Origin of the sequence: Defluviicoccus vanus (assembly GCF_014672695.1) — a bacterium.
GTDB classification, from domain to species: Bacteria; Pseudomonadota; Alphaproteobacteria; order Rhodospirillales; family Defluviicoccaceae; genus Defluviicoccus; species Defluviicoccus vanus.
This window is the reverse complement of the sequence record NZ_CP053923.1, coordinates 402,434-414,776: the sequence shown is the minus strand read 5'-3', so window position 1 is coordinate 414,776 and position 12,343 is coordinate 402,434. Positions and strand designations below refer to the sequence as shown.

General features: G+C 65.1%; 8 protein-coding genes and 1 pseudogene. 4 read left to right on the top strand and 5 right to left on the bottom strand.

Translation table 11 applies throughout. The annotated features are described in order from the left end of the window. Nucleotides 1-11: 11 nt before the first annotated feature. Entirely contained in the window at nt 12-1,607 is a 1,596-nt protein-coding gene (gene pap, locus HQ394_RS01855; RefSeq protein ID WP_190261782.1) for a polyphosphate:AMP phosphotransferase, read from the bottom strand. Nucleotides 1,608-1,791: 184 nt separating this feature from the next. On the opposite strand from pap, the gene HQ394_RS01850 reads away from it, so the two are divergent. Continuing rightward, nucleotides 1,792-3,339, top strand: coding sequence for a Ppx/GppA phosphatase family protein (locus tag HQ394_RS01850; RefSeq protein WP_190261781.1), 1,548 nt, complete (start codon nt 1,792-1,794; stop codon nt 3,337-3,339). A 7-nt stretch (nt 3,340-3,346) separates the two neighbouring features. Here the strand turns inward: HQ394_RS01850 and rnd are convergent, their stop codons facing one another. Continuing rightward, nucleotides 3,347-4,567 (bottom strand): ribonuclease D, encoded by a 1,221-nt coding sequence (gene rnd / locus HQ394_RS01845; RefSeq protein ID WP_190261780.1) that lies wholly within the window; start codon nt 4,565-4,567, stop codon nt 3,347-3,349. 317 nt (nt 4,568-4,884) lie between these two features. Between rnd and aspS the strand changes: the two genes are divergently transcribed. Further along, the gene (aspS, locus tag HQ394_RS01840) at nt 4,885-6,732 is read left to right on the top strand and encodes an aspartate--tRNA ligase (RefSeq protein WP_190261779.1); all 1,848 of its coding nucleotides are present in this window, start codon (nt 4,885-4,887) and stop codon (nt 6,730-6,732) included. A gap of 9 nt (nt 6,733-6,741) precedes the next feature. Here the strand turns inward: aspS and HQ394_RS01835 are convergent, their stop codons facing one another. Further along, nucleotides 6,742-8,619 (bottom strand): AI-2E family transporter, encoded by a 1,878-nt coding sequence (locus HQ394_RS01835; RefSeq protein ID WP_190261778.1) that lies wholly within the window; start codon nt 8,617-8,619, stop codon nt 6,742-6,744. Further along, nucleotides 8,616-9,647, bottom strand: a complete 1,032-nt coding sequence (locus HQ394_RS01830) for a hypothetical protein (protein ID WP_190261777.1) — start codon at nt 9,645-9,647, stop codon at nt 8,616-8,618. The genes HQ394_RS01835 and HQ394_RS01830 overlap by 4 nt, the downstream gene beginning before the upstream one ends. Between HQ394_RS01830 and purM the strand changes: the two are divergent. Further along, a pseudogene (gene purM / locus HQ394_RS21430) lies at nt 9,642-10,850 on the top strand (phosphoribosylformylglycinamidine cyclo-ligase); the annotation flags it as partial. The gene HQ394_RS01830 and the pseudogene purM sit on opposite strands and share 6 nt — an antisense overlap. Before the next feature lie 51 nt (nt 10,851-10,901). Beyond that, a complete protein-coding gene (gene purN, locus HQ394_RS21425) occupies nt 10,902-11,588 on the top strand; it encodes a phosphoribosylglycinamide formyltransferase (RefSeq protein ID WP_223292006.1) in 687 nt (228 codons plus the stop codon). A gap of 102 nt (nt 11,589-11,690) precedes the next feature. On the opposite strand, the gene ndk is transcribed toward purN, so the two are convergent. Further along, nucleotides 11,691-12,113 (bottom strand): nucleoside-diphosphate kinase, encoded by a 423-nt coding sequence (ndk, locus tag HQ394_RS01820; RefSeq protein ID WP_190261775.1) that lies wholly within the window; start codon nt 12,111-12,113, stop codon nt 11,691-11,693. Between the last annotated feature and the right edge of the window lie 230 nt (nt 12,114-12,343).

Genomic DNA, 12,343 nt, shown 5'->3' with positions numbered 1-12,343 from the left:
ATCTCCCGACCTTATGCAGCTTTTGCGCTTTGGCGGCGGCAGCCACAGCGTGCTCGATGCCGGCGTTCAACCGCNTCGCACAGCGTGTCCAAAATCTTCAGGCGAGCGTAGCGCTTATCGTTGCCTTCAACCAGCGTCCACGGTGCGAGGGACGTGCTTGTCCGCTCCACCATGTCGTTTACCGCCAGTTCGTAGGCGTCCCAGCGGTCGCGGTTGCGCCAGTCCTCTTCCGTCAGCTTCCAGCGCTTGTAGGCGATGCCCTGGCGTTCCTTGAAGCGTTCGAGCTGCTCGTCGGCGCTGATGTGCACCCAAAACTTGCACAGCACGATGCCGTGACGCACGAGCTGGTCTTCGAAATCGCTGATCTCGGCGTAGGCCCGCCGCCATTCCGGTTCGGCGGCGAAGCCTTCGACCCGCTCCACCAGGACCCGGCCGTACCAGCTGCGATCGTAGATCGTGATCCGGCCCGCCCGCGACAGATGCCGCCAGAATCGCCAGAGATAATGATGCGCCCGTTCTTCATCGGTGGGTGCGGCGACCGGAATCACTTGGTAGTCGCGGGCATCGAGGGCTGCGGTAATGCGGCGGATGGCGCCGCCCTTGCCGGCCGCGTCCCAACCTTCGAAAACGCAGATGGTGGAAACGCCGAGTTCCTTCGCCTTGCGGCAGCTCTGGTTCAAGGTGCCCTGCAATTCCTCCAGACGCTTGGCGTAGGCCTTCTTTTCGATCGTCCGGCTCATATCGAGGCGGCTGAGGATGGTGACCCGTGGCAGTTCGATCACTTGCGCCAAGCGGTCGGTTTCGTGCGAGGGATCGCTGGTCGCGTCCTTGTCGAAGGTGTCGGCCGACTGCGATTTCCGCGCTTTCACCTCTGCGGTAACCTTGTTGCGCAGTTCCATGTCTTCCAAATGGCGGCGAATGCCATCGAGAATGGTCTGACCGACAGTGAGACTGCGGTAGCGCTTATCGTAGCCCTCGACGATGTGCCAGAGTGCCTGGGCGCTGGAGGTGCGCATGATCACCCGCTCGGCGGCACCGACGAAGCTTTCGTACATGTGCCAGTGATCCCAGTCGGTCTGGCTGACCCGCCAACGGGTAAGCTGGTTGTGCTCGAGCGCCGTCAGCCGTTCCTTTTGCTGCTTTTTACCGAGATGCATCCAGAATTTCAGGATCAGGGCACCGTCATCGGCGAGGCACTTTTCGAAGGCGACGATGCGATCCAGTGCCTCGTCGAACTCGGCTTCGCTGGTCCGCTCGAACACCCGGTCGATCAGCGGCTGCGAGTACCAGCAGCGGATGAACAGGCCGATCCGGCCCTTTGGCGGCAGATCGCGCCAGTAGCGCCAGTACTCCGGGCGTTCGATCATCTCGTCCGACGGCGTACCGTAGGCGCGGGTCACCAGCCAGCGTGGATCCATCCATTCGTTCAAGAGGTTGATCGTTTCGATCTTGCCTCCTTTGTCGACGCCACCGAAGACGACGATCACAGGGAAGGGGGCAGACTTCAGCTCCTGTTGCAATTCGAGCAGCCCGGCACGCAAGACGGTGACTGCCTCGTGGAAGGCTTCTTTCGCAACCGTTCGTCCCAACTCTGCCGTTCTGAACATGTTTCGCCATCCCTGTGCGTGGGCGATTATGGTAGACGTTTGCGATAGCGTCTGCCAACGGCTACCGTTGGGCGTGGCGAAGTGATGAACGAAGCGCGCTCGCGATGCCGAAGGCCATCGGTGCAAGTTCTACCGGTGCAGTCGGTCCTTGATGCGCGAACAAAATGGACGGCGGGCACCGGCGATGAGCAAACTCTCGGAACAGCAATCGACCGACGCCCTGAGCGTTGGGGCGGCAGCGGATATTTCTTCGACCCACGAACTGCACACTTCGCCCGGCCGCGTCGGCGTCGTCGACATCGGCTCGAACACGGTTCGCCTCGTGGTCTATGACGTCCCGACGCGATTGCCGATGCCCATCTTCAATGAAAAGGCGCAGTGCGCACTTGGCGCCGGAATCGGCCGGACCGGCCAGCTCAATGCCAAGGGCATGCAACTGGCGCTCGCCTCCATGCGCCGTTTCGTCCGCCTGGCGGAGGCAATGGGCGTCGAGCGGCTGGAACTGGTGGCGACGGCGGCGGTCCGCGACGCGAGCAACGGCCATGCCTTTACCCGAGAACTGGAACAATTGGTCGGCCTGCCGGTGCATGTGCTGAGCGGTGCCGAAGAGGCGCGGCTGGCGGCGGTCGGCCTGCTCAATGGCGTCCCTGGCGCCGATGGCGTTCTGGGCGACCTGGGCGGCGGTAGTCTCGATCTGGTCGGCCTCGATCTGGGCAATGTGACGTCTTTCGCCACGCTGCCGCTGGGACACCTGCGCCTGGCCGAGGCCGCGGGTGGCGACCGGGTGAAACTCCGCAAAATCCTGCAGCAGGAACTGGCTAGCGTTCCCTGGCTCGGCAGCATCGGCGGCCGTTCGATCTACGCCGTCGGCGGTTCCTGGCGGGCGTTGGCTCGTATCTTCATCGATCAGATCCATCATCCGCTGCATGTGGTCGACAATTTCGCCATCGGCTTCTTCGATGCGTTGCGCATCGCCGATCTGGTTTCGTCGCTGAGTTCCAGCACCCTCGATCGCCTGACCGGCATCGACGCGCCGCGTCTCGCCTCACTGCCCTACGCCGCGGCGACGCTGGCGGCGCTGCTGCAGGCGGCGAAGCCGAAGGAGGTGATCTTCTCCGCCTATGGCATGCGCGAGGGGCAGATGCTGGAAATGTTGCCGTCGGCGTTGCGCGCGCAGGATGCGCTGATCAGTGCCTGCGAAAGCCGTGTCGAGCGCTCCGGCCGCTTTGCCCTGCACGGGCAGGAGATCCTCGATTGGATGACGCCGCTCTTCCCGCATGAAACCGAGGCGGAACGCCGGTTGCGTTACGCCGCCAGTCTTCTCTGCGACATCGGCTGGAACGAACATCCGGACTATCGGGCGCAGCACGCCTTTTACCGCGTTCTCAGGGTGCCCTATCCGGGCCTGTTCCATTCGGATCGTGCCGAATTGGCCCTCTCGATCCTCATCCGCTACGGCGGCAATGAAGACGATCGGATACTCACTCAGGTGCGGACCCTCCTCGACGAGCGCCGACTGGCGCGTGCCCGCACCACGGGCCTGGCTCTGCGTCTTGCCTATACCCTGTCCGGCGGCGCCGCCAGTCTGCTGACGGCGACAAGGCTGAAGCTGGAAAAGGACGCGATCATCCTGCGGGTTCCGCCCGACGGCGGCTATTTGAGCGAGGCCGTGGAGCGCCGGTTCGGCCGCCTAGCCCGCGCCCTCGGCCTCAAGGCAACCCTGGCGCGGTGACGCGGTTCTAGTCCTCGGCGAAGTTGGCTGGTTCAGCGCTGTCCTCGGCCGCGTTCTCGCCGGCTTCCGGTGCGCCGCTCAGCGGCACCAGCGCCAGCTTGCGTCCCCTGACCGCCAAAGCCAGACGGCCGGTGCGCAATTGCAGCGCATCATTGCCGAACAGCTGGCGGCGCCAGCCATGCAGGGCCGGCACGTTGGCGCTGTCACCGTCGGCGGCGATGAGTTCGATCTCGTCCGAGGACGCCACCAGCCGCTGCGCCACGCCGGATTCGTCGCACTTCATCTTCAGCAACACCTTGAGCAGGTCGGCAACCGGGGCGAGGCCACGCGGCAGGTCACGTCGCTCGTCAACGGGCGGGCACTCGCTGTCCGGGACTGCCATCCCGCGCGCCACCGCTGTCAGAATGTCCGTCCCCTGCTGACTTTCCGCCATCTTGCGGTTCAGATTGCGGGTCCGTGCCAAATCGTCCACCTTCTGCGGCATATGGTGGGCGATTTCGAGCAGCGCCTCGTCGCGCAGCAGCCAGGTGCGGGGGATGTCGCGCGCCTGCGCCTCGCGCTCCCGCCACGCGGCCACCTCCCGCAGTACCGCCAGTACGTGGCCGTTGGTACTGCGGCTGCGCAACCGGCGGAAGGCGAACAACGGATCGACGGCGTAGGCGGCCGGACTGGTCAGCGCCGCCATCTCCTCGCCGAGCCAGTCGGCGCGGCCGGTTGCCTGCAGCTTCTGCAGCAGTTTGCGGTAGATCGGCCGCAAATGAATGACGTCGCTCAAGGCATAGTCGATCTGGCGCGTGCTCAGTGGCCGCAGCGCCCAGTCGGTGAAACGCGATCCCTTGTCGAGTTTCACCCGGGCCAGTCTGGCGGCCAGCGTCTCGTAGGCCACTTGGTCTCCGAAGCCGCAGACCATTGCGGCGACCTGGGTATCGAATACCGGCGCCGGCAGTTGCCCCATGAGATGGTAGAAGATCTCCAGGTCCTGGCGTGCGGCGTGAAAGACCTTCACCGTTTCCGGCGCCGACAGGAGGGTAAACAGGGGACTGAGGTCGATGCCTTTGGCGAGCGGATCGACGGCGGCCGAGGCATCCGGACCGGCCACCTGCACCAAACAGAGCTTCGGCCAGTAGGTGCGCTCGCGCATGAACTCGGTGTCGACGGCGATGAACTCGCACCCGGCCAGCTCCCCGCAAAAGCGTATCAGCTCTGGGGTGTCACTGATCAGGGTCATAAGAGCGGCTTAACCTGCAAATGGGGGTTAATGCAAACGTCCCGGAACAAGGCGGCGCGCCGAAGCGACCGCTGGGGACGAGGTGAAGCTTCTTCATACCCTATCTTGACAACCGCTGGCCATCCGTGTGCTTTTCCCCCACCAACGCCGCTTCACCGCCCGCACTCGCAGTAAACAAACCGAGAACCGGGATGGTAGGATGGATCCGGCGGCGTCGCTGCGCGGCTGCCAGCGGGTCGACCCAGGCGGTCCACCCACGATGTTGCGGTACACCACCGCGTTAAACGAGACGATCGATTCGCCGAAGGAACCCTCCCATGCATCCCTACCGCACCCATACCTGTGGCCAACTGCGCGCCGAGGATGAAGGTCAGACCGTTCGTCTGTCGGGCTGGGTGCATCGCAAGCGGGATCACGGCAATCTGCTTTTCATTGACCTCCGCGACCATTACGGCATCACCCAGTGCGTGATCGAGGCCGAAACGCCGCTGTTCGACGCCACCACCGCGGTGCGTCCGGAAAGTGTCGTCACCATCACCGGCCGGGTGGTGCGGCGGTCGCCGGAGACGATCAACACGAATCTGGCGACCGGGACGATCGAGATCAGAATCGCCGACTTCCATCTGGAGTCACCGGCGGAGACGCTGCCGATGCCGGTTGCGGTCGATCAGGAACTGGGCGAAGAGGTGCGTCTTCGCTATCGCTTCCTCGACCTGCGCCGCGAGAAGCCGCACCAGAACATCGTTTTTCGCAGCCAAGTGATCTCGTCGATCCGTCAGCGGATGGTTGATGCCGGGTTCGTTGAGTTCCAGACACCGATTCTGACCGCCAGCTCGCCCGAAGGCGCGCGCGACTACCTGGTGCCGAGCCGTAATCACCCGGGCAAGTTCTACGCCCTGCCGCAGGCGCCGCAGCAGTTCAAGCAGCTGTTGATGGCATCGGGCTTCGACCGCTACTTCCAGATCGCGCCCTGCTTCCGCGACGAGGATGCGCGCGCCGATCGTTCTCCGGGCGAATTCTACCAGCTCGATTTCGAGATGGCCTTCGTTACCCAGGATGACGTCTTCAACACCATCGAGCCGGTGCTGGCCGGGGTATTTGACGAGTTTGGCGGCGATCGCGCCGTTACGCCGCCGCCGTTCCCGCGCATTGCCTTTGACGACAGCATGCTCAAGTACGGGACCGACAAGCCCGACCTGCGCAACCCGCTGGTCATCGCCGATGTCAGCGATGCGTTCCGCGACTCCAGCTTCGGGCTCTTCGCTCGCGGTGTCGCCCAGGGCAAGGTGGTGCGCGCAATACCGGCGACGGGTGCGGCGGCGAAGCCGCGGGCTTTCTTCGACAAGCTCAACGAATGGGCACGCGAGCAGGGCGCCGGCGGTCTTGGCTACATCGTCTTCGCCGAGGGCGAAGTAAAGGGGCCGATCGGCAAGAACCTCGAAGCCGAACGGGTGGCGGCGATTAAGGAGCGCCTCGGTGTCAAGGATGGCGATGCGGTGTTTTTCGTCTGCCTGGCGCAGGCACAGGCGGAGAAATTCGCCGGCGTCGTCCGCGAACGGCTCTGCGACGAGCTAGGCCTGCGCGAGGAGGGCGCCTTCCGCTTCTGCTGGATCGTCGATTTCCCGATGTTCGAGCGCAACGAGGACACGGGCCAGATCGAGTTCAGTCACAATCCTTTCTCCATGCCGCAAGGCGGATTGGAGGCGCTCACCAGCTGCGATCCGCTGGAGATCAAGGCGTTCCAGTACGACATCATCTGCAACGGCGTCGAACTGTCGAGCGGGGCGATTCGCAATCACCGGCCGGACGTCATGGTCAAGGCGTTCGAGATTGCCGGCTACGGCGCCGACGAGGTGGAGCGGCGCTTCGGTGGTTTGTTCCATGCCTTCCAGTTCGGCGCCCCGCCGCACGGAGGCTCGGCGCCAGGCATCGACCGGATCGTCATGTTGCTCGCCGACGAGCGTAACATCCGCGAGGTGATTGCCTTTCCGATGAATCAGCAGGCGCAGGACCTGCTGATGGGCGCGCCGGCGGAAGTGGAGCCGAAACGGTTGAAGGAGTTGCACATCCGCCTCGACCTGCCGGCGGCGAAGAAGCCCTCGGTGAGTACCAGTACCATTGCCAGCAGTGGTGCCGCTTCGGGGCAGCCGCCGCAGGACGCCTGATTCTGCCGCTTAATCCTGTTGCCCCTGGACGGTTTCGAGGCCGAGGACTTGGCGGACGAAGGGAACGGTAAGCCGCCGACCGGCGGTGAGGCTGGCCCGGTCCAATTGATCGACCAGCGGCGGCAGGGTGGCAAAGGATCGCTCGATGCGGGGCAACAGATAGGTTACCACGTCGTCGTCGATCGCCAGCTGATGATCGCGGAACAGCTTGATCAGCAGTGCCCCGAGCAGGGCATCGTCGGGGGCGAGAATGGCAGCGGTCGGCGCCGCTTGCAGGCGCGATCGCAGGTCGGCCAGTTGTAGCGGCCATGCCTTGGGAGGCTGCCGCGCCGTCAGCAGCAGCCGGCCCTCGGCGGCAGCCAAGCAATTGTAGAGATGCAGCAGCGCCCGCTGCATCGGCAGGCCGTCCAGACGATCGGCGTCCTCGATGACGCAAAGCGTATCGCGCGCGGCCATGGCGTGGGGATCGATGGCGGCGAGCGCGCCCGGCGAGAGTTGCACCGCGGCAGTTCGGGCGCGAAACCAGCTTACCATGTGCGTCTTGCCGCAGCCGGCGGGTCCATAAGCGATCAGCGCCGGTGCTGGCCACTGCGGCCAGCGTTCCAGCCAGCGCACCGCGTCCTGGTTGGCGTCGCTGATCAGGAAGTCGTCGGGATGCCAGCGATCCGACCGCAGTCGCGGCCAATCGAAGATCATCTGCCGATCAGCCNNATGGCTGCCGCCGCCGCTCGCCTCCTTGCCGTTCGCAGCCTCGTCGACGGGTGTGGTTACCACGGTCACCGCTGCTGCATTGACCACGGTGACGGCGACGGCGGGATCCTCCGGCGCGTCCCCCGTATCCACATAAAGCGGACTCTCCCGATACTCCTGGATCAGGAAGCGGACGATGACGCCGATCGCCGCGGCCGCCGGCACCGCAAGCAGCGCGCCGGTGATGCCGAGCACGGTGCCGCCGGCGATCACCGCGAACAACAACCAAACCGGATGCAGCCCCACCCGGTCACCGACGATCTTCGGGGAGATGAAGTTGCCTTCGAGGAGGTTGCCCGAGAGGAAGACGCCGGCGGCGAGGGCCGCCTCGGTCCAGCCGTCGAACTGGGTGAGGGCGATGGCGAGACTGGCGCCAAGACCGACGATGTTGCCGACAAAGGGGATGATCGACAGCATGCCGGCGCCAAGCCCCACCGCCAAGCCATAGTTCAGGCCAATCACGGTCAAGCCGATGGCATACCAGGCGCCCAGCAGCATGCAGACCAGCGCCTGACCGCGAACGAAGCCCGACAGGCGATCGTCGATCTCGCGGATGACGGTGCGGATGGCATCGCCACCCCGTTGCGGCAAGAGCGCATCGATCTGAGCGACGATCAGATCCCAATCGCGCAGCAGATAGAACGCCACCACCGGCATGATGAGAACCAGGCTGACGACGCTGAACAGGGCGGCACCGCCGCTTACCACCTGTCCGGCCAAGCTCGCCAACCAGTTGGCCAGTTGCCCGGCGTATCCGGACAGCGCGTCATTGACCTCTTTCGCCTGCGACGCCGTGAGGTTGCCGCGCAGCCGTCGCAGCAAGCCTTGTCCCTCGGACGTCAGCGTGCGTACCAGATCGGGAACGTTGGCGACGAAGCGCGTAAGCTGGTCGATGATCGTCGGCATGAGGACGACGAGCACGGCAACGAAGGCAATGATGAAGGTGCCGACAATGAGCAACGACGCAAGCCAGCGGGGAACACCCCATCGCTCCATGCGATCCGCCACGGGATCGAGCAGGTAGGCCACGGCCATGCCGGCGATGAAGGGGAGGAGGGCACCGCGAAGCAGGTAGACGAGTACGGCGACGATGGCAAAGACGCTTAGCCAGAGGACAACGCGTCGTTCGGTGCTCATGGTTTCTCGCTTTCGGTTGGCTCAATCGGCGTTGTGTCGCGCCGCAGAACGCGGCGACCTCCGTTATCGGCAAGCGTCAGGTCGGCGTCCTCCAGCCGCTGCGTCAGATCCTCAACGCTGCCGGAAAAGGACAGATTCACCAGCATTTCCCGCCGCGACATCAGTACCGTGTCGATCCCGCGCACGCCATCCACCTGGCGTATCTGCTTCTGCAACTGGAGCCAGTCGCTAAGGCTGCTCACGACGACTGCCAACTGCAGCCGCGCCCGTTGCGTCGAAGGACTGGCTTCCGCTTGCCGCCATGCGGTGCTTGCCTCGGCTTGCGTTGCCACGGCGACGCGACGGAAGAAGGCCTGCGGCGTTTCGCCATCGCTGGGGAGATAGGTCTGCCCGCCCGTCGCCTGACGGTAGCTGCTCTGGCGGTGGAAGCGAACATTGATGCCCTGCGTTCCGCCCTCCGGCGCGTCGCCGACGCTGGCGACGGCGACGAGGGCGCTGTCGCCGCCGGTTCGCCGCACCAGGGCATTAAGCCGCTCCTGATCGCTGGCGATCGCCGCCGTGTCACCGGAGGCAAGGACGTAGCGGCCATCGGAACGTTCGGCGAGGGCTTGCCAGGCGTCGCGCCAGGGATCGGCGCCGCCACCCGGCGCCTGCCCGGGCCCGGCTTCGAGAATCGGGATAACCACGATTGGCCGCGGGGGAGGCGGCACGTCGGTGGTTGAGCCTGCAGCTTGCGATGTGGCAGCGGGTGGTGTTGCCCCGGCGGCGGCGAGGAGGCGGCTGACACGGCTCGCCTTGAACCTGTAATCGAGGGTGGCGATGTAGCGGACGCCCGACGTCTTCTCGTCGCGGATCGAGAAGTCGTTGACCATGTCCTCGATCTGTTGCTGCGACATCTTGGCAAAGCGGCCGCGCTTGTCCTCGGCGACATAGCGCTCCACCAACTGCATGAGCGCCTGACGTGCACCATCGGCGAGCGCCAGGCCGCGGGCGGCAGCGGCATTCTCCGCCGTTACGTCGACGTGCACACCGGTTACCTCGTACGGGTTGTCGGCCGCGGCCTGGGCTCTGGCCGGAGCGGTCCAGGCGGCGGCGACCAACAGCAGCAGTGCTGCGAGCCAAAGACGTATCATTGTCATAACGGGGATTGCCTCGCACATCGGGGGCGCTATTGTGAGCATCCTTCGTCTGAACTCTATCATGCCGGCGCGAGGCGACGCATTAGCCCACTCACCTATAAAGAGGCGGGCGTCGATATCGACGCCGGAGCGGCGCTGGTCGAGGCGATCAAGCCGCTTGCCCGCGCCACCAACCGTTCGGGCGTCGCATCCGGCCTCGGCGGCTTCGGTGCGCTGTTCGATCTGCGCGCCGCCGGTTTTCAAGATCCGGTGCTGGTGGCCACCACCGATGGTGCTGGTACCAAGGTCAAGCTGGCGGCTGCCTGCGGCAGCTATGCCACGATCGGGATCGACCTGGTGGCCATGTGCGTCAACGACCTCGTCGTTCAAGGCGCTGAACCCTTGTTCTTCCTCGACTACTACGCTACCGGGCGGCTGTCGGTGGCGACCGGCCGGGCGGTCATCGCCGGCATTGCGGATGGTTGCCGCGAAGCCGGCTGCGGCCTGATCGGCGGCGAGACGGCGGAGATGCCGNGGGTCTATCGCGACGACGATTTCGACCTCGCGGGGTTTGCAGTGGGCGCCGTCGAGCGCGGCGCTGCCATCGACGGCCGTGGGACGGCGGTCGGGGATGTGGTCCTGGGCCTGGCTTCTTCCGGGATCCATGCCAACGGCTTCAGCCTGGTGCGACGAATCGTCGAGCGGTCGGGCTGTGCCTTGGCGGAGCCAGCGCCTTTCGCCAGCGAGCGTTCGCTGGGTGAGGCGCTGTTGATCCCTACCCGCATCTATGTTCGCAGTTGTCTCGCTGCGGTGCGGGCGGGTGGCGTGCGCGGGCTGGCGCACATCACCGGTGGCGGCCTGCTCGACAATATTCCCCGCGTCCTTCCCGAAGGGCTCGCCTGCCTGCTCGATGCTGCCGCTTGGCCGCTGCCGCCGGTGTTCCGCTGGATGCAGCGGCAGGCATCGGTGCCTTGGCTGGAGATGGCGCGGACGTTCAATTGCGGCATTGGCATGATCGTGATCGCTGCCGCCGATCGCGCCGAGGCGGTCCGCCAGGCGCTACTGGATGCGGGCGAAGCGGTTTCGGTGGTAGGCGAGATCGTGCCGGCGACCAATGCCGCGGCGCGGGTGCAGATCAAGGGACTCGGTGACGCATGGNGGCGATTGAGGCTGGGGGTGCTCATCTCCGGACGGGGAAGCAATCTGCAGGCGCTGATCGATGCCGTGGCGGCGGCCGACTTTCCAGCGGAGATCGCCGTCGTCATCAGCAACGAGTCCGACGCCTACGGTCTGCAGCGGGCGAGGGCAGCCGGGATCGCAACCCACACCGTCGATCACCGCGACTTCGCTAGCCGGGCGGCCTTCGAGGACGCGCTGACCGCGGCCCTTGCGGCAAGGGGCGTGGAACTGGTCTGTCTTGCCGGCTTCATGCGACTGCTGACCGACGGCTTCGTGCAGCGGTGGTGGGATCGCCTGATCAACATCCATCCGTCGCTGCTGCCGGCGTTTCGCGGCCTGCACACCCACCGCCAGGTGCTTGCTGCCGGTGTTCGCTTTGCCGGCTGCACGGTGCATTTCGTCCGCCCGGCGATGGATGACGGTCCGATCATTGTCCAGGCGGCGGTGCCGGTGCAGGCTGATGACGACGAGGATCGGCTGGCCGCACGCGTGCTGGCGGCTGAACACCAAATCTATCCGCTGGCCGTGCGCCTTTTCGCCGATGGCCGGCTACGGGTGGAGGGCGCGCGCGTCATCGTCCGTGGCGGCGATGTTCCGGGCGGCGATGTCCTGGCAAGCTGCCTGATCAATCCGCCGGTAAGCGTCGCCCAACGGCAGAACGCTGGTCTCTGAATGCGCGGATGGATGCGCGGACAGCGGCCGGCGGCCGCTCCGAACGAGGATCGTCGGATTATGCTTCCGTGCCGCCGTACCCGGCCACGCCAGTGGCGTGGATCAACCGGCGATTTCGATGCCGCTGAAGAAAAAGCTGATTTCGATCGCGGCATTTTCCGGCGAATCGGAGCCGTGCACCGAATTTTCCTGCACGTTCAGGCCGAAGGCCTTGCGCACTGTCCCCTCGGCAGCGTTCGCCGGGTTGGTTGCGCCCATGATTTCGCGGTTACGGGTTACTGCGCTTTCGCCTTCCAGCACCTGTACGACCACCGGGGCCGAGCACATGTATTCGCACAGTTCGTCGTAGAAGGAGCGCTCGGCATGCACCGCGTAAAATTGCTGCGCCATGGCTTTGGTCAGGTGAAGGCGCTTCTGGGCGACGATGCGCAGCCCGCCCTCTTCAAACAGCGCGTTGACCTTGCCCGTGATGTTGCGTGCGGTGGCGTCGGGCTTGATGATCGACAGAGTCCGTTCGACGGCCATGTGGCGTCTCTCCCTTTTGCGTCTGCCTTGCCCGGTTTCGAAATTTCGGCAGCCATCGCCGGTCGATTGCGGATCCGGTGCTGCTCTCCGCGGCGGGGGCAAGGTGCGGCGGCTTATAGCCTCGCCAAGGGTTGGAGGAGGCAAGGTGGACGCGGCCGGGAAAAAGAGGGGGCGGAAAATCCGGCCCCAGTGTGTGCTCTTGAGGGAAGGGAGAACTCCGGATGAAAACT